General features: G+C 69.6%; 26 protein-coding genes. 8 read left to right on the top strand and 18 right to left on the bottom strand.

Features of this window, described 5'->3' with window-relative positions; translation table 11 throughout:
* Nucleotides 1–79: 79 nt before the first annotated feature.
* Nucleotides 80–550 carry a zf-TFIIB domain-containing protein gene (locus KF837_22745; GenBank protein ID MBX3230158.1) on the bottom strand — a complete coding sequence of 157 codons (471 nt, stop codon included), beginning with the start codon at nt 548–550 and terminating at the stop codon, nt 80–82.
* 118 nt (nt 551–668) lie between these two features.
* On the opposite strand from KF837_22745, the gene KF837_22740 reads away from it, so the two are divergent.
* A complete protein-coding gene (locus tag KF837_22740) occupies nt 669–2,957 on the top strand; it encodes a hypothetical protein (GenBank protein MBX3230157.1) in 2,289 nt (762 codons plus the stop codon).
* A 3-nt stretch (nt 2,958–2,960) separates the two neighbouring features.
* Nucleotides 2,961–4,076 carry a VWA domain-containing protein gene (locus tag KF837_22735; protein MBX3230156.1) on the top strand — a complete coding sequence of 372 codons (1,116 nt, stop codon included), beginning with the start codon at nt 2,961–2,963 and terminating at the stop codon, nt 4,074–4,076.
* A 7-nt stretch (nt 4,077–4,083) separates the two neighbouring features.
* On the opposite strand, the gene KF837_22730 is transcribed toward KF837_22735, so the two are convergent.
* Nucleotides 4,084–4,635, bottom strand: a complete 552-nt coding sequence (locus tag KF837_22730) for a zf-TFIIB domain-containing protein (protein ID MBX3230155.1) — start codon at nt 4,633–4,635, stop codon at nt 4,084–4,086.
* Between the two features lie 11 nt (nt 4,636–4,646).
* On the bottom strand, nt 4,647–5,306 hold the full coding sequence (locus KF837_22725; GenBank protein MBX3230154.1) for an NADH-quinone oxidoreductase subunit I: 660 nt from the start codon (nt 5,304–5,306) through the stop codon (nt 4,647–4,649).
* Nucleotides 5,307–5,370: 64 nt separating this feature from the next.
* Here KF837_22725 and KF837_22720 point away from each other — a divergent pair, with 64 nt between their 5' ends.
* A complete protein-coding gene (locus KF837_22720) occupies nt 5,371–5,958 on the top strand; it encodes a hypothetical protein (GenBank protein ID MBX3230153.1) in 588 nt (195 codons plus the stop codon).
* Here the strand turns inward: KF837_22720 and KF837_22715 are convergent.
* The 4 genes from KF837_22715 to KF837_22700 form a co-directional block, all read right to left on the bottom strand.
* Complete coding sequence (locus KF837_22715; protein MBX3230152.1) at nt 5,955–7,481, bottom strand: trypsin-like peptidase domain-containing protein; 1,527 nt, start codon at nt 7,479–7,481, stop codon at nt 5,955–5,957. The genes KF837_22720 and KF837_22715 overlap by 4 nt on opposite strands.
* A 4-nt stretch (nt 7,482–7,485) precedes the next feature.
* Complete coding sequence (locus KF837_22710) at nt 7,486–8,862, bottom strand: NADH-quinone oxidoreductase subunit H (protein MBX3230151.1); 1,377 nt, start codon at nt 8,860–8,862, stop codon at nt 7,486–7,488.
* 47 nt (nt 8,863–8,909) lie between these two features.
* On the bottom strand, nt 8,910–10,511 hold the full coding sequence (locus KF837_22705) for a (2Fe-2S)-binding protein (GenBank protein ID MBX3230150.1): 1,602 nt from the start codon (nt 10,509–10,511) through the stop codon (nt 8,910–8,912).
* 84 nt (nt 10,512–10,595) lie between these two features.
* A complete protein-coding gene (locus tag KF837_22700) occupies nt 10,596–11,117 on the bottom strand; it encodes a hypothetical protein (GenBank protein ID MBX3230149.1) in 522 nt (173 codons plus the stop codon).
* 119 nt (nt 11,118–11,236) lie between these two features.
* On the opposite strand from KF837_22700, the gene KF837_22695 reads away from it, so the two are divergent.
* Nucleotides 11,237–11,545 carry a hypothetical protein gene (locus KF837_22695; GenBank protein ID MBX3230148.1) on the top strand — a complete coding sequence of 103 codons (309 nt, stop codon included), beginning with the start codon at nt 11,237–11,239 and terminating at the stop codon, nt 11,543–11,545.
* Complete coding sequence (locus tag KF837_22690) at nt 11,542–12,324, top strand: hypothetical protein (GenBank protein MBX3230147.1); 783 nt, start codon at nt 11,542–11,544, stop codon at nt 12,322–12,324. The genes KF837_22695 and KF837_22690 overlap by 4 nt, the downstream gene beginning before the upstream one ends.
* Nucleotides 12,325–12,342: 18 nt before the next feature.
* On the opposite strand, the gene KF837_22685 is transcribed toward KF837_22690, so the two are convergent.
* From KF837_22685 to ndhC, 4 genes are read right to left on the bottom strand one after another with little or no spacing between them, the layout of a single operon-like run.
* Nucleotides 12,343–13,557, bottom strand: a complete 1,215-nt coding sequence (locus tag KF837_22685) for an NADH-quinone oxidoreductase subunit D (protein MBX3230146.1) — start codon at nt 13,555–13,557, stop codon at nt 12,343–12,345.
* A 1-nt stretch (nt 13,558) separates the two neighbouring features.
* Nucleotides 13,559–14,143: an NADH-quinone oxidoreductase subunit C gene (locus tag KF837_22680; protein ID MBX3230145.1), complete on the bottom strand. Its 585-nt coding sequence runs from the start codon at nt 14,141–14,143 to the stop codon at nt 13,559–13,561.
* Nucleotides 14,140–14,754, bottom strand: a complete 615-nt coding sequence (nuoB, locus tag KF837_22675) for an NADH-quinone oxidoreductase subunit NuoB (GenBank protein MBX3230144.1) — start codon at nt 14,752–14,754, stop codon at nt 14,140–14,142. Before nuoB ends, KF837_22680 begins: the two co-directional genes overlap by 4 nt.
* A complete protein-coding gene (ndhC, locus tag KF837_22670) occupies nt 14,742–15,101 on the bottom strand; it encodes an NADH-quinone oxidoreductase subunit A (GenBank protein ID MBX3230143.1) in 360 nt (119 codons plus the stop codon). Before ndhC ends, nuoB begins: the two co-directional genes overlap by 13 nt.
* A 99-nt stretch (nt 15,102–15,200) precedes the next feature.
* Between ndhC and KF837_22665 the strand changes: the two genes are divergently transcribed.
* Nucleotides 15,201–15,656: a hypothetical protein gene (locus tag KF837_22665; GenBank protein MBX3230142.1), complete on the top strand. Its 456-nt coding sequence runs from the start codon at nt 15,201–15,203 to the stop codon at nt 15,654–15,656.
* A gap of 9 nt (nt 15,657–15,665) precedes the next feature.
* Entirely contained in the window at nt 15,666–16,241 is a 576-nt protein-coding gene (gene def, locus KF837_22660; protein ID MBX3230141.1) for a peptide deformylase, read from the top strand.
* 30 nt (nt 16,242–16,271) lie between these two features.
* Here def and KF837_22655 read toward each other — a convergent pair whose 3' ends face one another.
* The 5 genes from KF837_22655 to KF837_22635 all read right to left on the bottom strand — a co-directional run bounded on the left by KF837_22655 (nt 16,272) and on the right by KF837_22635 (nt 20,788).
* Nucleotides 16,272–17,111 (bottom strand): hypothetical protein, encoded by an 840-nt coding sequence (locus tag KF837_22655; protein ID MBX3230140.1) that lies wholly within the window; start codon nt 17,109–17,111, stop codon nt 16,272–16,274.
* Nucleotides 17,112–17,281: 170 nt separating this feature from the next.
* Entirely contained in the window at nt 17,282–18,262 is a 981-nt protein-coding gene (locus tag KF837_22650) for a hypothetical protein (GenBank protein ID MBX3230139.1), read from the bottom strand.
* Nucleotides 18,259–19,224 (bottom strand): hypothetical protein, encoded by a 966-nt coding sequence (locus KF837_22645; GenBank protein ID MBX3230138.1) that lies wholly within the window; start codon nt 19,222–19,224, stop codon nt 18,259–18,261. The genes KF837_22650 and KF837_22645 overlap by 4 nt, the downstream gene beginning before the upstream one ends.
* Nucleotides 19,224–20,189: a PEGA domain-containing protein gene (locus tag KF837_22640; GenBank protein ID MBX3230137.1), complete on the bottom strand. Its 966-nt coding sequence runs from the start codon at nt 20,187–20,189 to the stop codon at nt 19,224–19,226. The genes KF837_22645 and KF837_22640 overlap by 1 nt, the downstream gene beginning before the upstream one ends.
* Before the next feature lie 32 nt (nt 20,190–20,221).
* Entirely contained in the window at nt 20,222–20,788 is a 567-nt protein-coding gene (locus KF837_22635) for a hypothetical protein (protein ID MBX3230136.1), read from the bottom strand.
* Between the two features lie 94 nt (nt 20,789–20,882).
* Between KF837_22635 and KF837_22630 the strand changes: the two genes are divergently transcribed.
* Nucleotides 20,883–21,224, top strand: a complete 342-nt coding sequence (locus KF837_22630) for a hypothetical protein (protein ID MBX3230135.1) — start codon at nt 20,883–20,885, stop codon at nt 21,222–21,224.
* On the opposite strand, the gene KF837_22625 is transcribed toward KF837_22630, so the two are convergent.
* Nucleotides 21,221–22,165, bottom strand: coding sequence for a hypothetical protein (locus KF837_22625; protein MBX3230134.1), 945 nt, complete (start codon nt 22,163–22,165; stop codon nt 21,221–21,223). The genes KF837_22630 and KF837_22625 overlap by 4 nt on opposite strands.
* Nucleotides 22,166–22,182: 17 nt before the next feature.
* Nucleotides 22,183–23,736, bottom strand: a complete 1,554-nt coding sequence (locus KF837_22620; GenBank protein ID MBX3230133.1) for a protein kinase — start codon at nt 23,734–23,736, stop codon at nt 22,183–22,185.
* Between the last annotated feature and the right edge of the window lie 114 nt (nt 23,737–23,850).

The following is a 23,850-nucleotide window of genomic DNA, read 5'->3' as shown; positions in this document are numbered from 1 at the left end:
GCTCGAGCTCACCGCGGAGTAGTTCGATCGTCGGGTTCAAAGCGGCCGCAGCTTAGCGAAATCGCGAGCGAAAATGCTGCTAAATCCGCCGTCGGACGAGCCGCTGCAGGAGCTCGACGATCGCCTCCCAGAGGCCGACCGTCCGCGGGCTCTGCGCGCGGTCCAGGATGAGATGGGAAGACGATCGGGATACGAAGCTCCCCGCGCACTCCTCGCAGCGCAGGAGGTCCACGTGCGCGACGAGCTCGCCCGGCTGCGCGTCCGGGAAGCGGTACACGTCCGGCGCGAGCGCGCGACCGCAGCGCGGACAGGCACCTCGCGTCGCCGTCGCGTCCGGAGGCACCGGCGTCCCGCGCTCGACGCGCGCCGCCTCCGCCTCCGCGGCGAGGGTCGGGACGTCGCCGTCGAACCAGTCGATCCAGAGACCGCCGCACGCGTCACAGACGTCGACCTCGGCGGAGGGCACGTTCTCGGCGCGCATCACCTCTCCGCAGCCCGGGCACCGCATCGTGGTGCGGCGATAGGCCGATCCTCCTTCGCCGAGCGTCACTCCGCCATGATGCGTCCGTGTGCAGGGGCCTCCTACCGAAATCGCGCCGGCGTGCAGATCGCGCTCGTACACCTCGCCCGAACCTGTACCGTTTCGCCCCCCTTTCGAGAGGTGATCGATGAGCGCTCGCACGTCGTCGTCCCGTTTCCTCGTCGTGATCGCGTCCATTTTCTTCACGGGCGCAGGCCTCGTGGCCGCATGCGGAAGTGACGCCGACGACGGCGCCACGAACGGCGTCGACGGCGGCGACGGCGCGCCGGGCACGAGCAGCGGCGATCCGCCCGTCAACGACGGCGGGCTCCCGCCCGTCAACGAGGGCGGCGTTCCGAGCGAGTGCGAGGGGATCGATCCCGATCGCGAGGTCGACTGCAGCGGCAAGTGCGGGCCGGTCCGCGACATCTGCACCGGCAAGGTCCGCGCGTGCGGCGGATGCCCGAACCTCGAGGGGCCGGACGGGGGAGACGGCGGCGTCCAGGCCTGCGATCTCGCGACGAACACGTGCACGCCCCCGAAGCGGACGTGCGCCGACCTCGGCGCCGAGTGCGGCACCGCGAAGAACACGTGCGGCGAGTACCTCGACTGCCCCGACGGCCCGACGAAGGGCTGCGCCGACGGCAAGGAGTGCGATCCCGACACGAACAAGTGCCGCGACTGCCAGGCGGTGACGTGCAAGGACCTCGGCTACGAGTGCGGCTCCGCGTGGCTCGGCTGCGGCGAGGACAAGCCGTCGAATTACGAGGACTGCGGGTCCTGCGGGCCCGCCGCCGACGGCGGCGCGCGCGTCTGCAACACGCAGTTTCACACCTGCGAGCCGAAGTGCACGCCGCGACCGGCGAAGGAGCTGTGCGACGAGGCGAAGGCGCGAAAGGGCCTCGAGTGCGGCGTCATTTCGAACGGCTGCGGCGGCACCGTGAACTGCGACGCGGTCTCGGGCTACGGCTGCAAGAGCGGCGAGAGCTGCGGCGTGCGCGGCATCGCGAACCGCTGCGACCCCGCCGCGCAGCCCGACGAGTGCAAGGCCCTCGGCCGGACCTGCGGTGAGATCACGAGCGCGTGCAACGGCAAGAAGATCAGCTGCGGCTCGTGCCCCAGCGGCGAGGTCTGCAACGCCAACGGCGTCTGCGGCGCGCCGTGCACGCCGAAGTCCTGCGACGACTTCGAGGGCTTCGAGTGCGGTCGCTTCGACGACGGCTGCGGCGGCACGCTCACGTGCGGGACGTGCCCGGGCGGCGTCTGCAACAACGCGACGAACAGCTGCTGCACGACGAACACGTGCTCGACCTACACCGGCAAGTGCGGCCTCGATCTGCCGAACGGCTGCGGCCAGAACACGGTCGACTGCGCGTGCACCAGCGGCGGCCGCTGCACGCGCGACGGCGGCGTCGCCTCCGCGCCCGCGACGAGCACGACCGGCATCTGCTGCTCGCCGCGCACGGTGGCCTCGTACCGGAGCCAGGGCCAGTGCGGCACGCGCCTCTCCGACGGCTGCGGCGCCACGATCGACGTGAGCTGCCTGAACGGCGGCACCTGCGTGAACAGCCCGAGCGGCCAGCCCGCGAGCGCCCCGCCGAACGGCACGCCCGGCACCTGCTGCGCGCCCACGCACACGTGCAGCGGTCAGGACGCGGGGGCGTGCGCGGCGGTGCAGGACAGCTGCCGTCCGCCCGGCACGATGGTGCAGTGCAGCGGCAACTGCGGGGGCACGCAGAGCTGCATCGGAGGAGCCTGCTGCCAGCCCGCGACGTGCAACGGCAACGGCGGCGAGGGCGGCGAGTGCAACGTCACCAAGGACGCGAACGGCTGCGGCGACGACCAGACGTGCAACTGCGCCGGCGGCCGGACCTGCTGGTGCGGCGATCACCAGTGCGGCGCCGGCGACGGCGCGGGACAGTGCAAGGCCGCGCTCACGTGCTCGAGCGCGCCCTACACCGGCAAGTGCGGAACGCAGCTCGACAACGGCATCGGCCAGAAGATCAACTGCAACTGCACCGGCGGCCGCGTCTGCAGCGAGACGGCGGCGGGCCAGACCGGCACGTGCGAGTGTCCGGCCGGGACGCCGTTCGAGTGCTCCGACGTCCTCAAGAACGGCGACGAGTGCGGCTCGTTCGCGAACGGCTGCGGCGGGACGGTGAGCTGCGGCTGCACCGGCGGCAAGGTCTGCAACACGTCGGCGAGCCCGAAGAAGTGCTGCACCGCCAAGGTCTGCCCGACGCGGGCGGAGGGTAGCGAGTGCGGGACGATCTCGAACCAGTGCGGCGGCACGATCTCCTGCGGCTGCCCGAGCGGCGCCGCGAACGCGAACTTCAAGTGCACGTCCGGCAGGTGCACGTGCGTGAAGGACACCTGTCGCGGCCGAACGGGTCCCCAGCCCGATCTCTGCGGCGGCACCCTGCAGTGTGGAGGCTGAGCCATGCGTCATGCATTCATCACCGCGTTCCTCGGCATCGGCCTCGTCGTCGTCGCGTGCGGCGGCGACAGCGGCGACAACGACGACGGCGCGTCGAGCGGCGCGCAGTCGAGCGGCACGAGCGGCTTCAACACGTCCTCCTCCGGCGCGAGCGGCGACGGCGGGACGACGTCGAGCTCCGGCGCGTCGGGCACGAGCGGGGGCGGCTGCGCGACGACGTCGAAGAAGGCGGAGAAGCAGCCGCTCGACATGGTCATCGGGCTCGACACGAGCTTCTCGATGGACTTCGACGACAAGTGGATCAACGTCCGCGACGCGCTGAAGTCCTTCGTCGCGAACCCCGCCTACGCGGAGCTCGGCGTCGGCCTCCAGTTCTTCCCGCTGCGCAAGCAGTGCTCGGTCCCCGACTACGAGGCGCTCGCGGTCGACCTCGCGCTCCAGCCGGTGGCGCGCGGTCCGCTCAACGAGGCGCTCTCCTCGCAGAGGATGGCGGGCGGGACGCCGATGGTCCCGCTCCTTCAAGGGCTCAGCGCCTACCTCGCGAAGAACGCGCGGCCGGGCCGCAAGCCGGTCATCGTCCTCGCGACCGACGGCTTCCCGGACGACACCTGTCTCTCGAGCGACGACGGCGCGAAGCCGAACACGCTCGAGAACGCGGTCGCGATCGCGGGGGCCGCGTTCGAGGGCACGCCGCCGGTCGCGACCTTCGTCATCGGCGTCGGCAGCGAGCTCACGTCCCTCAACGCGATCGCGGCCGCCGGCGGCACGACGAAGGCGACGCTGGTCGACACGAGCGCGAACGCGCAGGCGCTCTTCCTCGCCGCGCTCGAGGACATCCGGCGCACCGCGATCCCGTGCGACTTCGACATCCCCGCGGGCGACCTCAACCCGAAGGAGACGAACGTCACGTACACGACCCCGAGCGGCACGCGGCAGATGCTCTACACCGCGAACGAGGCGGGCTGCGCGAAGGCCCCGCAAGGCGAAGGCTGGTACTTCGACAATGAGGCGGCGCCGAAGAAGGTCATCCTGTGCAAAGCGGTCTGCGACGTCGTGAAGGCCGACGACACCGGCAGCGTCGACCTCGTCTTCGGCTGCCCTCGCACCGACGTGAAGTGAACGAGAGCTACTTCGCGTCGAGGCCGAGGAAGCCCTTCAGCACGCGGAGGAAGCGGTCCCATGGGAGCGGCTTGGCCGAGGTCGGAGGCACGCTCATGCTCGGCGGCGGCGCGTCCGCGCCGCTCCGCCACGCGAGGACCTCGGCGCTCGCGCGCGTGACGAACGCGCCCATGCAGTCCTCGCAGCGGAGCAGCTGCGCCTCCTCTTCGCGTTGCACTTCATCTTCGCGCGCGGCGCGGTCGTCGATCGTGACGCCGTAGCGCTCGGGGACGAGCTGCTTCGAGCAGCGCGGGCACGCGCCGATCGCGACGGGATCGTTGCTCCGCCGGTCCGTCTCCGGCGCGAGGTCGGGGGTGTCGACGCGCAACGTCTCGGTCGCGATGGTGCGGACCTCGCCGTCGAACCAGTCGACCCAGAGGCCGCCGCAGGCGCGGCAGACGTCGACCTCGGCCTTCGCCTCCTCGAGGTCGAGCGCGGACATCGACGCACCGCAGCCCGGACAGCGCAGCGCGATGTTGCGATGCGCGCTCGTGCGGCCGGTGATGTCCGTGTCGGACACGCCGCCCCTCCTCAGTGATGGACGTGATCGCGCGTGAGGCCCGGATGGGTCGGATCGCCCGGCTCGTGGCGCGGGTTCGCCGTCTGCTTCTGACCGTCGCGCGCGGCGAGGCCCATCAGGATGTCCTTCGGGTAAATGAACTGATCGCGCGAGTCGTACGGCACCGCGTGGATGCCGGTGTCCATGCGGATCGCGTCGCAGGGGCACGCCTCGACGCAGAAGCCGCAGAAGATGCAGCGCAGCTCGTCGATGACGAACTTCACCGGATAGCGCTCGTAGCCGCGACGCTTGTCGCCCTCGGGGTACTCGCCGGCCTCGATGAAGATGCACTGCGCCGGGCACGCGGTGGAGCAGCAGAGGCACGCGACGCAGCGCGGGCTGTCGTCGTCGCGGAGCGTGAGGCGGTGCACGCCGCGGAAGCGCTCCGGGTAGGGGCGCTTCTGCTCCGGGTAGCTGATCGTCGTCACGCCGTCGGCCCAGCGCTCCGTCACCGGATCGGGGCGGATGCCGCGCACCATGTCGCGCGTGTTCTTGAAGAAGTGGCGCATCGACGCGCCGATCCCCTTGAAGATCTCGGGCAGGTACGACTGCACGGTGGCCGTCTTCTCGGCGTGCTGCACGGGCGTCACGTTGAGCGGAGCGGCGGGCTTCTTCGGAAATGCGCGGGGCATCGCGGGGCGACCATACCGCCGAACCGACGCTGGATGAAGCAAATTTCCCAGCTAGACTGAACGCATGAGCGCGCCGAACGAGGGGGAGATCGCAGCACTCAAGAAACAGGCCGAGGGGCTCCAGCGGTCCCTGTCGGCGGTGCAGGAGCGGCTGGAGGTGCTCTCGCGGCAGGAGCCCACCGTCCAGATCCCGCGCCCGGGCGCGCGCGCGAGCTTCCTCCCGCTGCTCGCCGTCGGCGCCGGGTCGTCGGTCGCGACCGCGCTCGTCGTCGGCGTCCTGTTCATGCAGAGCCGCCGCTCCGAGATCCCGGATCCGCCGCCGCCCCTGGAGTACTACCCGGCGGAACCGCCGCCCTGTCAGCCCGCCGCCGTGACGCCGCCGCCGGCGCCGCTTCCCCCCGTGCACGTCGTCCCCAGCAGCGGGACGGGAGCGCTCACCGTCGTGTGCTTGCCGATCAAGTGCGACCAGGTCATCGACAACGGCCAGGCGCTCGGCCCCGGCCACGTCTTCAATCGCCCCGTGTCGGCCGGGCGGCACCACCTCGTCCTCTCCGCGCCGAACGGCGTGAGGAAGTCGATCATCGTGGAGGTCCTCCCCGATCGGCTGAAGGACGTGCGCGTGGCGATGGACGAGTCGCCGAAGCTCCTCTAACGCTTCTTCTTCAGCGCGCTGCCGGCGCCGCCTTCCTTGCTCGCGGGCTTGAAGAGCAGGATCTCGTAGGAGACCTGCCGCTCGATGTCCTCCTCGTAGTCGCTGAACGTCAGCGGGAAGTCGGAGGGTCGCGTCTTCTCCGCGGCCGCGGTCGGCCAGCCCACCATCCGCCAGCCGTCGGGCTTCTTCGTGAGGTAGAGCGCCTGCCGGTACTCGCTCGCGTCGGTGTTCCGGCCCGTGATCGCGACCCACGCGTGCGCGTCGTCGACCTGGTGCGAGCGCTCGATGCGGATCCCCATCTTGAGGACGTCGAGCCGCTGGCGCGCGTTCTTGCGGTCGATCTTGATCCCGGTCCGCATGTAGACCGCCTCGTCGAGCTCGCGCGCCGCCCGCGCCACTCCGCCGTCCGGCGACTCGAGCGCGTCGCGCATCGAGACCGCGTCCTTCTTCCGCGCGAACGTCTTCTTGTAGCTCTCCGCCGCGCCGTCGAGCAGCGGCTGCGCCTCGAGCTTGTCGTTGAGCGCGCGCGCCGGCGCGGCCGGGTCCTCTCCGCGCAGCATCGCGAGCTGAGACGCGCGCATCGTCCCGATCACCTCCTCCTTCGAGACACCCATGATCCGCTGCTCGAAGTCCGCCTTCGCCGCGCCGGTGAGGTTCAGGCGCTTCAGCTTCCGCCGCAGCTTGTCCATGATCGCTTCGTAGAACGCGTCCTCGTCGTTGCACTCGAGCAAGGTCTCCGACCCCTGCTCCATCGCGTGCATGCACGTCCGCACCGTCGCCTCGGGGCTCGTGCGATCGAGCGTCACCTGCTTCGCCTGCCCCGCGATGATCGGCTGCGCGAGCTCGCCCGGGCGCGCGAAGCCGATGCCGTGCATGTCGCCGATGAGCTTCGACGTGTTGATCCCCACCACCTTCCCGTCGCCGTCCACGAGCGGGCCGCCCGAGTTGCCGCGGTTGATCGCGGCGTCGGTCTGGATCATCCCCTGATGGAGCGAGCTCACGACGCCGGACGTGAACGACCACACCGTCTCGCCGGGGTGCCCGACCGCCATCACGCGCTCGCCTTGCTTCACCGCCGTGGCGCGGAACCCGAGCTTCACGCCCTTCGTGCTCGTCCTCAGCTTCACGAGCGCGAGGTCGAGCACGGGATCGCCGCGCACGAGCCGCGCCGGCACGACCGCGGAGTCGTTCTCGAAGAGGTAGCGCGCGAGCCCGCCGTCCTGCGGGATGTAGCTCACGCGCTTCGGATCGTAGAGCAAGCCGCCGAGCGACTCGCCGTCCGCGACGACGTGCAGGTTCGTGAGGACGAGCCCGTCGTCGTCGACCACGATCCCGGAGCCGAACCCGATCGCGCCGTCGGCGTGACGGTTCACGAGCAGGACGACGCCGGGCAGCACCGTCGCGAGGACCTCCTCCGTCGTCTTCGCGGCCGCGGCGTCGGCGGGCTCCGCGGACGAGCGCTGCTGCCGGCAGCCGGACGTCGTGGCGAGGACCACGCACGCGGCTGCCAGCGCCCCCCTCATGCGATCACGCGCTGATCGGCGCTTCCTTCGCGCCGCCGGCGGCGGAGGCGAGCTTCGCGCTCGAACCGATGATCTGCTCGTTGCGCGACGGCGTCTTGAGGAAGCCGAGGATGCCCCAGCCGACGAGGCCGATGATCACGACCGCGGTGAAGCCCTGGACGAGATCGGCCGCCGTCTTGAGGCCGGGCTGGATGCCCGGGCCCGCGCTCTGGAGCGCGAGCCAGACGATGCCGGTCGCGAAGATGTTCGCGAGCGACGCCGGGAGGAGGACCGTCCAGCCGAGCTTCATGAGCTGGTCGTAGCGGAAGCGCGGGAGGCTCCAGCGGATGAACGCCTGGATCCAGCAGATGAAGATGGTCTTCCCGAAGAACGTCAGCACACCGAAGATGATGACCCAGATGTGGGGCATGCGCGTGTGCCAGAGCTCGTCGGTGCCGAACGCGATCGTGATGCCGTCGCGGTGGAGGAACGGCATGTGCCAGCCGCCGAGGAAGACGAGGACGAGGAGCATCGAGCTCGTCGCCACTTCCATGTACTCGGAGAAGTAGAACATGCCGAACTTCATGCCCGAGTACTCGGTGAAGTAGCCGGACACGAGCTCGGACTCCGCCTCGGGGAGGTCGAACGGGATGCGCTTCGTCTCCGCGATCGCCGCGGCGAAGAAGAGGAAGAACGCGAGCGGCTGGACGAAGATGCCCCAGCAGTTCTGGTCCTGCCAGAGCACCATGTCTTCGAGGCGCACCGAGCCGTAGACCATGAACGCGCCGACGAGGGTGAGGCCGAGCGTGACCTCGTAGCTGACCATCTGGCTCGCCGCGCGGAGCGCGCCCATGAGCGAGAACTTGTTGTCGCTCGCCCAGCCCGCGATCGCGGCGCCGACGATTCCCTGCCCCGCGATCGCGAAGACGTAGAGGATGCCGACGTTGAGCGGCGCGATCTGGAGGCGGATCGCGGTCCCGAGGTTGCTCAGGCCTTCGCGCGAGACCGCGGGCCACACGCGCTCGGCGTTGAAGCCCTCCGGGCACGCGCCGTTGACCATCGCCTTGAACTCGGTGCCGTGCTTGCACACCGTGCGCGTGATCGACTCCGGCACGATCGTGTCGCCGAACGGGATCACCGCGCAAAGCGCGACGACCGGGAAAAGCGAGATGATCGGCGCGAGGCTGAAGAGGAGCTTGTCGGCCTTCGGCGGGAGGAAGTCCTTCTTCGTGAAGAACTTGAGGCCGTCGGCCGCGGTGTGGAGCAGGCCCGCGATGCGGAGCTCGACGCCGAAGATCTTGAAGCCGGCGCGGTTCGGACCGATGCGGTCCTGCATCATCGCGCCGCCGCGGCGGTCGTACCAGGTCAGGAGCGCGCCGATGTTCACGACGAACCCGACCATGACGAGGATTTTGACCGCGGTCGCGATCAGCTGAATCGTGTCGTTGCTCACGGAGAGACCTCGGGGAGCGAGGGCGAGCTCTCGACGCCGGCGGCGGCGGTCGTGAGCTTCGCGCGGATGTCTTTGAGCTTGGCCCAGCCCGGCTCGACGCCGAGCGCGATCGCGAGCGCGCGGATGTGGTCCCACGCCGGCTTGGAGGCGCCCTGCGGGAGGAGCGCCTTGTCGGCGACCTGCCGGAAGCCCTGCCGGTTCACGTACGTGCCGGAGTGCTCCGCCCAGCTCGTCGCGGGGAGCACGACGTGCGCCGCCTCCGTGAGCGCCCCCTCGTGCGCGGCGACGACGACGAGCGTGCTCACCATCCCGAGCGCGGTCGCGTCCTCGGGATCGTTCCGCGGGGTGACGCCGCCGAGCGCGATCGCCTGCGTGACGCGGCCGGCCTTGATGTCCTCGATCAGCTGCGGGAACGGCCGCAGCGTGGGGACGAGCTCGACGACGCCGGCGGTGTTCGGGTTCTTGTCCTCGTCGATGAGGATGTCGTCCTGGTAGCCGGGGCCCGCGCCGGTGACGTACACCGCGTCGGCGCCGCAGAGCTTCGCGAGCTCGCGGAGCGCCCAGTTGTCCTCGAGCGAGTGCTGCGCCGAGAGGACGAACGCGACGCCGCTCTTGTTCGCGTCGCCGAGGCGCTTCGCCGTCTCCGCGATCGCGCCCTCGATCGTCGCCTTCTTGCCCTTCACCTTCGCGCCGGTGACGCGGCCGACGTGCGCGGCGCGGTACGAGAGCATGCCGCCGTCGCACATCCAGTACTTGTTCACCGCCTCGTTGTCGCGCGGGCGGTAGCGGTAGGCCTTGTTGTAGCGCGGGTCGTAGTCGAGGTGCGCGTTGCAGCCCGTCGCGCAGCCCTGGCACACGCTCTTCGCGGTGCGGAGGAACCAGACGCGCGCCTTGAAGCGGAAGTCCTTCGTCGTCAGCGCGCCGACCGGGCACACGTGCTCGGTCATGAAGGTGTAGTGCCCCTCGAGCTGGCGGCCAGTCGCGACGAAGACCTCGTTCAGGTTCCCGCGCTCGCGCATGTCGAGCACCGCGTCCTTCGCCACTTCATCCATGAAGCGGATGCAGCGCGTGCACATGACGCAGCGCTCGGCGTCGTAGACGATGGTGGGCCCGAACACGACCGCCTTCGGCTTGTGCACCGGCTCGTCGCGCATGCGCTTCTGCGTGCCCTGGTGCTCGAGCCAATAATCTTGCAGCTTGCACTCACCCGCCTGGTCGCAGATCGGGCAGTCGACGGGGTGGTTGAGGAGCAGGAACTCCTGCACGTCGGAGCGCGCCTCGCGGACGTGCGCGCTCGTGTCGCCGAGGACCTCCTGCCCCTCCGTCGCGGGGAGCTGGCAGGCGGGCTGGAGCTTCGGCTTCTGCACCGGCTTGTAGTCGCCGAGCGCGGCGTCCCACTCGACGATGTCGAGCATCATCGCGCGCTGGTTCGGGCCAGGCTTCACCTCGACGAGGCACATCCGGCAGTTCGCCGGCACGCTCAGGCCCGGGTGATAGCAGTAGTGCGGGATGTCGCCGCCCTGGCGTTGAACCGCGCGGATGATGCTATCGCCCGGCTCGAAGGGGATGTCTTTGCCGTCGTACTTGAACGTGGGCATGCGCGCCCGCGGGATTTACGACGAATCCCCCCGCGTTGGAAGCGCGTAATTTTCGGCGTCGCATCGCGCGACGCCGGGTGCGCTTCAGGGGACCGAAATGAGGCCCAGGCGGGCGAGGCGGGCGAGGACGCCGATGACCTCGTCGGCCGGCATGCCGGCGGCGTCCACGATCGCGGGGACGTCGCTCGACCCGTCGACGAGCGACAGGATGAAGGCGGTCCGCGAATCGAGCGGCGCGTTCGAGATCATCGACTTGGTCGCGACGACCTTCGGGGCGGTTTGCCGCGTTCCGCGCGCGATGCGGGTCGCCGCGGGTCCGACCGAGTCGACCGCGAGCGGCTTCCGCGACCGCGGCCCGCTCGGCGCCTCGTCTCCCCACGACGCGGTGGTGCGCTGCCCATACCGCTGGGACCGAGGCGGCTCGTCCTCGTCCTCGCGTGGAACGCGGGCGCGCGAGCTCGGCGGCGGCGTGATCGCCTCCGGCTTGAGCGCGGCGGCGCGCGCTTTCTCCAGCTCCGCGCTCTCGAGGCGCGGGATCCGATCCTCGGGGTCCATCCCGAGGCCGGGTCGCGTGGCGGTTTTCTTCGGCGGCTGCTTCGGGATCATGTGCGACCTACCCCCGGTCGAGCCCGTGAGGGCCAGCTCCGATGAAGCTCCCGTTCGGCCCGCGCGTCAACCCCCTGAGGGCTTAAAGCAGCTACGATCGGACTCACATCCCGACCGAGATGAAGAAACTCCATCATTGCCCCAAGTGCTCCAGTCGCAAGATCTGGGTCATCGAGCGCTACCGGATCCCCGGCGGTGAGACGATCACCGGGAACCCGCTCGCGGTCGTTCCCCATCAGCCCGATCCGACCGCCAGCCGCTTCAGCTTCGCGAAGGCCAATCCGGTCGGATCCTTCGACCTCTACCTCTGCGACGGCTGCGGCTATTCGGAGCTCTGGGCGGAGGACTTCCGGGGCCTCGCGGTCGATCCGGCGCGCGGGATCCGCCTCCTCGACACGTCCGACGCGAAGGCGGGGCCCTTCCGGTGACGCTCGTCCGTCACGTCGTCGCGAGCATCCTCGGCGTCGCCGCGGCGGCGGCCCTGTTCCTCAGCATCCGGGCCGCCGAGTGGTACATCCTCAGCCTCCCGCTCGGGCTCCTCCTCTCGTCGAGCGTCCTCATCCACCGGCCGTCGCTCGGCCCGCAGGTGCTCGCGCGCGCGATCTGGTGGGCGAACCTCGCGCTCGGCGCCGTCCTCGCGACGGCGGGGAGCAACCGCGAGCGGATGGCGGGCGGGCTCCTCGCCCTCGCGTGCGGCGCCGCGCTCCTCGTCGCCGGCCGCCGCGCGCTCGGCGAGACGAACGCGCGCGGCGCGGCGGTGCCGGCGGCGCTCCGCAGCATGCTCCTCCTCCTCATGATCTTCGCGCTCGCGGACGCGCAGACCTTCCTCCTCTTCGGGAGCGTCGGCCTGATCGAGGAGTCGGCGAAGCTCGGCGTGCCCGCGATCATGCTCGCGATCGGCGGCGCGTACGTCGCCGGCTTCGTCGGCCTCTACCGCCTCGAGCTCTGGGGCGCGATCGTCAACATCGTCGTCTCGCTCGCCGTGCTCGTGATGCTCCTCGGCACGCGCATCATCCACAAGTCCGACCTCGTGACGTTCCTCGCGATCCTCGCCGTCGTCCACGTCCTCGTCGCCCTCCCCGTCGTGCTCGCGGCGGTCCGCAAGGTCGAGCTGCCGGGGCTGCCGCCGCGCGTCCGCGCGACGCTGACGAACGTCGTCGTCGTCCTGCTCATGGTCTTCGCGACCGTCAGCTGGGCGTCCCGCTGAGGCGGCGCCCTCGCGCTCTCAGTGGTCGCACTCTCCGCCGATCATGTTCAGCGAGCCGAACGTCGGGACGATGTCGCTCAGCATGCCGCCGTTGATCAAGTCGGAGAGGCCCTGCGTGATCGGGAAGCACGGCGGACGGATGCGGACGCGCCACGGCGTGCCGGTGCCGTCGGAGACGAGGTAGAACCCGAGCTCGCCGTTGCCGCCCTCGGTGTACGAGTAGCACTCGCCCTTCGGGACCTTCGCGCCCTCCATCACGAGCTTGAAGTGCTGGATGGTGGCCTCGATCGTCGTGTAGACGTCGCCCTTCGCGGGGAGGATGACGCGCGGATCGTCGACGTTGACCGGTCCGTCGTCCGGCATGCGGTCGCACGCCTGGAGGATGATGCGCGCGGACTGGCGGAGCTCGCCGAGGCGCACGAGGAAGCGGTCCATGTTGTCGCCCGACGTCCCGACCGGGACGTCGAAGTCGACCTCGTCGTACTTGAGGTACGGGTGCGCCTTGCGCACGTCGTACGGCACGCCGGTGGAGCGGAGGCACGGCCCCGTCCACGAGAGCGCGATCGCGTCCTTCTGCGAGATGTTCCCGATGCCCTCGAGCCGGTCGATGAAGATCCGGTTCTTGAGCAGCATCCCCTCGCCTTCCTCGACGAGCTTGAGGATGGCGGGGATCGCGGTGCGGCACATCTCCTTCAGCGCCGGCGTCGGCGGGCTCGCCATCCCGCCGATGCGGCCGAACGAGTGCGTGAGGCGAGCGCCGGTCTCCTCTTCGAGGATGTCCCAGACCATCTCGCGCGCCTTGATGTACCAGAGGAACGGCGTGAACGCGCCGAGCTCCATCGCCATCGCGCCGTTGCACGTGAGGTGATCGCTGATCCGCGCGAGCTCGCCCAGGATCATGCGGTACCACTGGCAGCGGTCCGGCACCTGGATGTCGCACATCTTCTCGACCGCCAGCGCGTAGCCGACGTTGTTGAGCATCGGCGACACGTAGTTGAGGCGATCGACGTACGGGAACACCTGCGTCCAGGTCCCGCGCTCGCACATCTTCTCGAAGCCGCGATGCAGGTACCCGATCTGGACGTCGCTCTTCACGATCGTCTCGCCGGACAGCTCGAGGACGATGCGCACGGTGCCGTGCATCGCCGGGTGCGACGGGCCCATGTTGAGGTGCATCGGCTCCGACGGGAGCTCGAGCTCGCTCTCCTCGAGATCGAGGTCGATCGGCTCCATCTCAGTTGTCCCTCTCGTCGAAGGTCCGGCGACCGAAGGGCATGCCCTCGTCGATGCCGAACGGCGCTTGCTTGTCGAGCGTGAGGCCGGCCTCTTCCTCCGTGCGGTACGGGACGAGCGGCTGCGTCTTGTTCGCGGGGTAGTCCTTGCGGAGCGGGTGCCCCTCGAACTCCGGGTACATGAGGATGCGCCGGAGGTCGGGGTGACCCTTGAACTGGATCCCCATCAGATCGTAGGTCTCGCGCTCGTACCAGTTCACGCCGACCCAGACGTCGGTGACGGAGTCGATCGCCGCGTCGTCTCCCTCCGCGTCGCCGACGCGGGCCTTCAGCCGGAGGCGCTGGCGCTTCCCGACCGAGTAGAGGTGGAGGACGATCTCGAAGCGCGGGCTGCGCTCGGGGAAGTCCACCGCGCAGAGGTCGACCGGCATGTCGAAGGCCATCGAAGGATCGTCGCGGAGGAAGCGGCAGACCTCCTTCCAGCTCTCGGCCTTCACGACTGCGGTGTCGTCGCCCCAGTCGGAGTGGGTCTCGACCACGACGTCGCCGAACCGGTTCTTCAGCGCCTCGAGCGCGCGGACGCTCATGCGTTGTCTTCCTTGTCTTTGCGACGCAGCTTCACGAGGTCGCGGATGGGGTCTTCACGCGGCTTGACGATGCCGGGCCGGCGGTCGCCGGTCGCGTTCTTCGTGATCTTGTCCTGGAGCAGGATCAGGCCGTCGAGCACGGCCTCGGGGCGCGGCGGGCAGCCCGGGACGTAGACGTCGCACGGGATGATTTTGTCGATCCCGGGCACGGTCGTGTAGTTGTCGTAGAAGCCGCCGCAGCTCGCACAGGTGCCGAACGCGAGGACCCACTTGGGCTCCATCATCTGCTCGTAGATGCGCTTGAGCACCGGCGCCTGGCGCTGCGAGATGGTGCCGACGACCCAGAGCAGATCGCTCTGGCGCGGCGAGAAGCGCGGGGCCTCGGCGCCGAAGCGGGCGGAGCCGTCGAAGCGCGGGCTCGTGAGCGCCATGAACTCCATCCCGCAGCAGGCGGTGACGAAGGGGTACTTGAAGAGCGACCACTTGCGCGCCCACGCGAGGAGCGCGTCGAGCTTGGTCGTCGCGAAGCCGGAGGTGCCGCTCGCGCCGCCCTCGATCGTGATCTTGCTCGTCCCCTCCGCCGCAGCGCCGGGGCTCTTCAGCTCTCCCATTCGAGAGCTCCTTTCCGAACGACGTACACGAGCGCGACGATGACGACGGCGAGGAAGCCGAACATCGACGCGAGCCCGATCCAGCCGAGCGATTTGAACTGAACCGCCCACGGGTAGATGAAGACCGCCTCGATGTCGAAGACGACGAAGAGGATGGCGGTCAGGTAGAATTTGACCGAGAGCTTGAGGTGATTGCCGCCGGAGCTCTCCGAGCCGCACTCGAACGGCTTCATCTTCTCGGGCGTCTTGTCGAGCTTGCCGCCGAGGAAGGTCGCGCCCGTGAAGAAGAGAGCCGCCAGGATGACCGCGACCGCGATCATCATGAACATCGGCAGGTAGGTGGCGATCATCGGGCCTCCCTTCTCTCTCAACTCTGGGCGCGGGTCAATGTCAGCCAAGCCTTTCGCCAGCTTGCGCGAAAGAATTGCGGGCGTACGCTATGGGGTATGGCCGAGCCGCCGGAGCGCCTTTTCCGCGACGAAGCCGGGGCTGCGTTCGAGCGCGCGGCCCGGCTGGAGGAGGAAAACCAGCAACTTCGTGCGGAGATCGCGCGGATGCGCGAGCACGGCGGGGCCCCCCACCCGCGGAGCGCGCGCGACGCGACGACGGTCCGGACCGACCGGCACGGGGCGGCGCGGGCGGCGGTAGTGGTCGCCGTCGGCCTCCTCCTCGCGGGGACGATGGTGATGGCGCGGGCCTCGCGGCCGTCGCGCTGCCGCACGGCGCCGCTCCCGCGCATCGCGGTGACGTCGCCGAAGATCACGCCGGCGCCGACGCTCGCGGTCCCGGTCACGACGAGCGCCGCGACGGCGGACAGCTGCTCGCCGCCGTTCTGGTACGACGAGCACGACGTGAAGCACTACAAGATGCATTGCATCCACCCCGAGCGCGCGCCGCGCTGAGGCACGCGCATGGCCATCCGCAAGATCGCGACGATCGGACACCCGGTGCTGCGCGAGGTCGCGCGCGCGGTGACGAAGGAGGAGCTCGCCTCGGAGCGGGTGCAGCGCTTCATCGACGACCTCGTCGAGACGATGCGCGACGCCGCGGGCGCGGGCCTGGCGGCGAACCAGGTGTACGAGCCGATCCGCATCACGGCGATCGAGATCAACAAGAACCCGCGTTACCCGTACAAGCCGAACTACCCGCTCACGATCCTGGTGAACCCGGTCCTCACGCCGACGACGGACGAGCAGTTCCTGAACTACGAGGGCTGCCTCTCGGTCCCGAACCTCCGCGGCGAGGTGAAGCGGTACACCGGCGTGCACGTGAAGGCGTGGGATCGCCACGGCAACGACCTCGCCTTCGAGGTGAAGGGCCTCACCGCGGGCACCTTCCAGCACGAGTGCGACCACCTCGACGGCAAGGTCTTCCTCGATCGCGTGCATGATACACGCTCCCTCACGACCTGGACCGACTTCGAGCGCCACCACATGGCCGCCTTCGTCGAACGCGCCAAGGCCCTCGTCGCGAAGCACGGCGCCTGAGCGACGGGCTTACTCGCTACTCGCTACTCGCTACTCGACGAGGATGTCGTCGAGCTCGACCTGGGTGTTGCCGGCGGTCTGGGTATCGAAGACGCCGACGAAGAGGTTCGCGGCGGAGGGGTAGACGTCGGCGGCGGGGAACGCGTCGGCCTCGCGCGTGCCGACGACGACGCCGCCCACGGTGATGGTGGCGCCCCAGGTCACCTTCCCGCCGACGAGCTTCGGGACGTACTGGATCGCGGCGCGGTACCACGCGTTCTGATCGAAGGGCCGCCGGTTCACGACGTCGGGCTGCGGCGGCGGTCCGTGGGTGCTCTCGCCGAGGCAAGGCGGCGCGACGCAGCCGGTCGGGTAGACGGCGAGGCCGTGGACGTCGTTGCCGAGCGCCATCGCGCCGATGACGGCGTAGGTCTCGACGAGCGGCACGTGGAACGAGAAGCTGAGGGTGAAGCCCTGCGTGTTGTCGGCGAGCCCGGTGATGAGGTAGCGGAGCGCGACCTTGTGCGGCCCGTCCCCGGCGCTACGAAGCACGGTCGAGCGCAGCGCGCGCTGTCGCGCGGGGGGCCCGCCGCCGAGGAACTGCTCGTGGGTGCCGCCGGCGTCGAAGACCTCGTTCCACCCGCTGATCGCGGTGGCTTCGTCCGTGAAGTCCCAACAAAACTCCCACGCCGTCCCCAGCCCATCGCAATACCGCTCCGAGGCAACATCGAGCGACGCATCCCGCGGGTTGTCCTCCCGGTTCCACGCGGGTGGATAGAGCGTCTTTGGATCCACCGCGCCGGAGTCATCGGGCCCCGTCGGATTGCTCGGCGGCGGCAGCTTCTCCGGCGGCTTCCGCGTATCGGGCCCCGCATCCCGCGCCGGCGCCACCGCATCATCCTCCTCCCCACAAGCCGCCACGAACGAGAACGACGCAACCGCAACGGGGACCACGACCCATCCAAACCGCAAGACCAAGGAACGCGCAGGACGACGCATGGCTGGATCGTATCTCCAACGTCATCGACCGTCAGCGTGATGTCATCGAAACTCGGACATGCTCATGGCACGAAGCGAACAAGTCGGATGTCGTCGATGTCGACGGCGGTCTCTCCGGTCGTGCCAGCCTCGAGCACGCCGAACTCGAGCTGCTGCACGGTGGGGGCACCGGCTCTGAAGATGCCATCCTCACGCGTGCCGAGGGTCCGGTCCCCGACCACGACCTCCCCGCTCCATGTCTCCGCATCCGACAGCGGGCGCCGCGCAACGATGCGAACGCGGTATCTCCCGCCCACTTTGAACCTCGTCGCGTAGACGACATCTGCCCTGCCCGGCGTCACCGTCGCGAGACAAGGCTCTTCGCCCGGACAATCCGCGGCCGGAAGGACGCCGAGGGCGAGATACTCGTTGGCCATGCGAAGGACGCCGACGAGGCCCTTCGCCGCCGCTGTCCTGATCGTCAGGGAGAACCTGAGCTCGAGGCTTTCGCCAGGTGCAACGGGAAGCGGTGTCGTATCGCTGCCCGCCGCCCATTGGTGCCATGCGATCCCTGCGCTTCGGTTCGCCCCCATACCCGTCACGGTCGCCTGGAGGTATCCCTCCGGGTTCGGGGAAGACGCATCGACCTTGACGTCGAGAAAGTGCGAACCGCTGGTGAGCTTCAGGTTGAATCCGAAGTTCGGCCTGCCGAGGTCAGCGGGGTCATTGAAATCCCAGCAGAACTGCTGCCCGGCCACTCCTGTCTTGCAGTTGGTGCCGCCGTCGAGCTCGACCGGCAGCGACGCGTCGAAGGCCGGGGCACCGGTGTCGAGCACACCCGTGTCCGTGACGTCCGCGCTGTCGATCGTGCCCGTGTCCGTAGAGTCGCTCACGTCGTCGGCGGCGTCGTTCGGGGAGCCCTCCATGGGGAGGTCGGCGTCCGCGTCCGGTGAGGGCGGCTCCTCCGCGTACTCGTTACTGCATGCCACCGCGATGAAGAGCGGACCAATCAAGACGCCCGCCGCCAGCGCGACGCGTTGCGCACGACGGGCGCATGCGTTCATGGCGCGAAGCGAACCAGTCGGATGTCGTCGATGTCGACGGCGGTCTCGCCCGTTGCGCCGGCTTCGAGCACGCCGAACTCGAGCTGCTGCACCGCGGCGTCACCAGCTCTGAAGATACCGTCCGCACGCGTGCCGAGCGTCCGGCCCCCTACGATCACCTCCCCGCCCCAGGTCCCCGCGTTTGGACGCCGCGCAAAGATGCGAACGCGGTATTTCCCACCGACTCTGAACCTCGTCGCGTAGACCACGTCCGTCCGCCCCGGGGTCACCGTCGCGAGGCACGGTTCATCGCCCGGACAGTCTGCAGCCGGAAGGACGCCGAGGGCGATGTATTCGTCGTCCATGCGAATTACACCGACGAGGCCCATGGCCGTCGCCTGCTTGATCGTCAGCGTGAACCTGAGCTCGAGACTCTCACCGGGCGCGACGGGGAGCGGTGTCGTATCGTTGTCGTCCGCCCACTGACGCCACGCGAGACCCGCGTTTCGGTTCGGCCCCGTACCCGTTATGGCAGCGTGAAGGTAGGCCGCCTCCGGGAGCGGCCCACCATCACGAACCTCGAGGAGCCACGAGCCGCTCCTGATGCTGCGGTTGAATCCGAAACGCGGCGGCACATTGTCATCGGCCCCGTTGAAGTCCCAACAGAACTGCTGTCCAGACGTTGTCGTGTCGCAGTTGTTGTTCCCTCCTTCGAACTCGATCGGCAGCGACGCATCGAACGCGGGCGGGCCGGTGTCGACGATCCCCGTGTCAGCGACGTCTGACGTCGAGCCATCGGGTACGTCCCCACTGCTTGAGCTGGTACTCGACGTGCTCGTGCTGCTCGTCGTGCTTCCGTCATCCTCGCGTCCGCCGTCGGGGACGACGAGGTAGTCGCCGTCGATGCCTGCGATGGCCGTGCACGCTGCGGCCCCGAGGAGGAGCCCCAGCGTGGCGAGGCCGAGGAAGCGTCGAGCGCGCATCAGAAGCGCCCTCGCAGCACGAGGTTCGTCGGCCCAAACCCGACGTCGACCTTCGGCTCCGTCTTCTTGCCGCCGGTGAGGAGCCCCACGACGCCGACTGCAGCGCCGACGCCGCCGACAATGAAGGCGACGGTCGATACCGTTCCGAGCGACTGCGCCGACTCGGCGTTGTCGCGATCGGCCGAGTCGCGGCATTGCTTGTTCGGGCACGCGTCGTTGATCTCGCTCGCGCGGCTGAGCGTCATGAGCCCCGTGATCGTGCCGGCGATGATGCCGACCGCGCCGACGCCGAAGCCGATCGGGACGAGCGGGCTCATTCCTCCGCTCTTGGTCTCCTCGACCGGAAGCTTGGGCGGAGGGGGCGGGGGCGGCGTCGCCAGCGCGGGCCCGGCCTCGACCTCGATCGTCTGCTTCTCGCCTTCCGCGAGCGTGACCTCCTTGCTCGCGGGCTCATGGCCGCGCGCCTTCACCGTGATGGTGTGGGGGCCCGGGTCGAGCGGCAGCGGCACGCCGAGCGACGGCGAGCCGAGCGCGATGCCGTCTCGCTCCACCGTCGCGTCGGGAGGCGCGGTGCTCGCGAGGACGATCGTGAGACGCGGCATCTTCGGCTCGAGCGCCGCGGCGCGCGCGGAGGCCTCTTCTTCGATCGGTCGCTGCCCCTCCGCCGCGGCGCGGGCTCGTGCGTCGGCCCAGTGGACCAGCGCGTCGGTGAGCTTGCCCGTCTTCTCCTCGCAGTCGGCGAGGTTGAGGAGCGTAATCGCGCGCGCGTCGAGACGAAGGCTCTCGAGGAGATGCGGCAGCGCCTCGGCGCACTTCCCTTCCTGCGCGAGGCCGTAGCCGATCTTCAGCTGCTCCCGCGCACCCGCAGGATCGATCGGCCCGGCCGGTTGCGGCGGCGCGGCCGCCGCCGTCACTTGCCAGAAGAGCGCAGCGAGCCCGAACGCGCAGACGCGAAGAAAGCGCATGGGTGGATGGTAGCCCGGTTCCGGGCCGGAGATCACGGACCCGTAATCGTCACGACCACGTCATCGATCTCTACGCCTGTCTTGCTTCCGTTGCCGCCGGTGTTCGCGCCACCGACCAGCACCTTGATAACGCCGGCCGCATCATTGGGAAGCCCGCCCGTTGCACGCTGATTCAGGACCTTCCCAGCGCGACCGACCTTGCTCTCCCAGACGCCGCCCGCTCGCTTCGTCACCGAGATCTCGGTCTCGACCGTCGTTCCCGGTGTCAGGACGTCGTTCTTGGTGCCTTGCGTCCCGTCTTCGCCGTCGTTTTCCATGAGGCACATGCCCGTGGCGCCCGTGCAGGTATGAACGGCAAGACCGCGGAGGGCGACCGGAGTGAGCTGAATGACCGACACGTTCGCGTACGTGTTGCTCCCTGTGTCCAGCTTCAGCTTCATGCGGACAGTGATCGTTTGACCGACGGTGAGCGTGCTCGAATTGGGGCCCGTCCAGAGGAGCGCGGTGCTGGGGAAGTTGGTGGTGATGTTCGGGGCGTGGGGCGTCACCACGACATGCGCATGGCGAGAGGGTTGATCGGCCGCGCCCTCGAACGTCACATTTCCCTGTGGCGCTCCGAGCTGTTCGATCGCCCAGCGTCCCGCCCCGACAGGGTTCGGCGGCTCCGTGAAGTCGGAGCAGAAGAGCGCCGTCTTGAATGCGTCACAGAACTTCGTCGGCCCGACCGGTGCGTCGGCCTTCGCGTCGCCGCTCGAACCGCCGTCGCCCGAACCGCCCGTGGAGCTCGTCGAGCTCGTGCTGCTCGTGGTGCCGTCGCCGCTGCTCGTCGACGTCGAACCGCCGCCGTTCGAGGAGGAGGTCGACGTCGACGTGCCCTTCTCTGCCTCCGTCGCGTTTGGGTCGACGCGGAAGTCGCCGTCGAGGCTCGGGACGATGCACGCGGCAGCGACGAGCGACGTCGCGACCGCCAGAGGCAGCATCGACACCAGCGCTGGACGGAGACGGGCGCGCATCTTCCTTCATCGTACCGGCTAGAACCGGCCCCGCAAGGCGAGGTTGCCAGGACCGAAGCCGACTTCGACCTTCGGCTCCGCCTTCTTTCCCCCGCCGATGATGAGGCCCACCACGCCCACCGCCGCGCCGACGCCGCCCGCGATGAAGCCGATCGTCGCGATCGTGCGCCAGGTCTTGCCCGCGTTGACCTCGTCGAGCGCCTCCTGCGTCGGGCACGCCTTGTTCGGGCAGGCCTTCTCCGCGTCCGAGCCCTTCCCGAGCGCGATGACGCCGCCGATCGCCCCGACCGCGACGCCCCCGATCGCGAGCCCGAAGCCGATCGGCACGAGCGGGCTCATGCCCCCTCCCCCGCCCTTCTCCTCCTTCTTCGCCGGACCGGCCGGCGCCACCGGCGTGGCCGCCGCGGCGGCGTCGACGTCGACCGTCTTCCGATCTCCCTCGAGCAACGTCACGTTGAACGTCGCGTCGGGGCGGCCCTCCGCCTTCACGATGATGACGTGGTCGCCCGGATCGACCGGCAGCGCGACGCCGAGCGACGGGGCGCCGAGCGGCACACCGTCGCGCTCGACGGTGGTGCCCTCCGGCGCCGTCCGCGCGAGCGCGACGGTGAGGCGCGGGAGCTTCGGATCGAGCGCCGCCGCGCGTGCGCTGGCCTCCTGCTCGATCGCCGACTTCCCCTCCGCGCGCGCCTTCAGCTTCGCGTCGCTCCAGTGCGCCATCGCGTCGGCGAGCTTGCCCGTCTTCTCCTCGCAGTCGGCGAGGTTGATGAGCGTGACCGCGCGCGGGTCGAGGCGAAGGCTCTCCTTGAAATGCGAGATCGCCTCGTCGCACTTGCCCGCCTGCGCGAGGTTGTAGCCCGTCTTCACCTCCTCGCGCGCGACCTCCGCGTCGTTCGGCGCCGCGAGCGCAGGCGCGCTCCACGCGACGCACACCGCGAGCGCTCGGACCGACCGCCACCGCATGGTCCACATTCTACCGCTCAAAAAGGACGATAGACGTCCTTGCGCGAAGCGGGCCTCGCCGTCGACGCCGCCGGCTTCGGCGCGGCGACGGTCGTGCTCGGCGTCGTCGGCGCCGACGCGCGCGGCGGCGTCGCGAGCGCCGGCTTCGGCGGCTCGGGCTTCACCTCCGGCGCCGGCTCCGGCTCCGCCGCGGCGACCGGCTCCGGCGGCGGCGGGATGCTGCGGTCCTCGAGCGTCGGCGCGGGCGCGGCCTCGGGCTGGAGGCTCACCGCCGCGGCGGCGACCTTCCCCGTCGGCGACGGCGCGCGGAACGCGAAGACGAGCGCGCCGATCGTCGTCGTGAAGAGCAGCGCGGAGGTCCCGATCGCGAGCGGGAGGAGCCACCGGCGGCGGTGCACGCCGGGCAGGTCGTACGCTCCCGGGTTCGACGAGAGCGCCATGTTGGCGACGCTGTCGATGTACCGATCGCTGTTCACCGGGAGCATCGGCTCCGAGTACGTCGTCGGCGACGTGTCGTACGAGAGCATGCGCCCCGACGACGGAGGCCCGATGCGCCCCGACGACGGAGGCCCGACGCGGCCCGACGACGGAGGCCCGGCGACGGCGCGGAGGCGCGCGGACGACGACTCGCCGATGACGGTGGGCATCGACGGGTTGCTCGGCGTGCGCTCGGGCGGCGGGGCCGACGTCGTGCCGAGGCGGCGCCCCGGATCGTCGCGCACGCCGCGGAGCTCCGCGCGCATCACGCTCGCGGAGGGCCAGCGCTCCTCTTTGTCGAACGAGAGGCAGCGCGCGACGAGGCCCTCGACGTTCGCGGGGACGCCCGGGAGCGCCTTCGCGAGCGAGCGCGCGTGCAGCGTCGCCGCCTTCACGAGGTGCTCCGAGCTGGTCTCTGCAATATGCACGTGCTCGCCCGAGAGCAGCGTGAACAGCGTCGCGCCGACCGACCAGATGTCCGTGCGCGCGTCGACGTCGCGCGGGCGCGAGAGCGCTTGCTCCGGCGGCATGAAGGCGGGTGTGCCGACCATCTGCCCCGTCTTCGTCGAGGTCGCGGAGGTGTCGTCGACGAGCCGCGCGATGCCGAAGTCGAGCACCTTCAAGCGGCCTTGCTTCGTGACGAAGAGGTTCGAAGGCTTGATGTCGCGATGGACGACGCTCTTCGCGTGCGCGATCTCGAGCACGGCGAGGAGCTGATCGCAGTAGTCGAGCGTCTCCCAGAGATCGATGCGGCCGCCGCTGCGCACGCGGCGCTCCTCGAGCGACTCGCCTTCGAGGAACTCGAGGACGAGGTACGGACACCCTTCGTCGGTGGAGCCGTGATCGAGCACGCGCACGGTGCCTGGATGCTCGAGCACGTTGCCGAGCTGGCCTTCGCGCACGAAGCGACGACAGACCTCCTCGCTCCTGCTCAAGTGATCATGGAGGACCTTCACCGCGACCTGCGACCCGTCGAGCGAGTCGGCGCGGTACACGACGGCGGTGCCGCCTGCGCCGAGCACCTCGCGCAGGTGATATTTTCCGCCGAGCGTGCGCCCGAGACGATCTCGAGCGGATCCGCAATCGACGTTCATGCTGATCAACGTATCAGGTCGCTGTCGACCTGCGACCTAAACGTGATCGAAAGTCCTCGAATATCGGCGAGAATTCCGGGCCGCACGTGAGGCAAACGACATTCAGCACCTTTG

Source organism: Labilithrix sp., from assembly GCA_019637155.1.
Taxonomy (GTDB): domain Bacteria; phylum Myxococcota_A; class Polyangia; order Polyangiales; family Polyangiaceae; genus Labilithrix.
The sequence above is the reverse complement of the archived record's forward strand: the minus strand, read 5'-3'. Positions and strand labels throughout refer to the sequence as shown.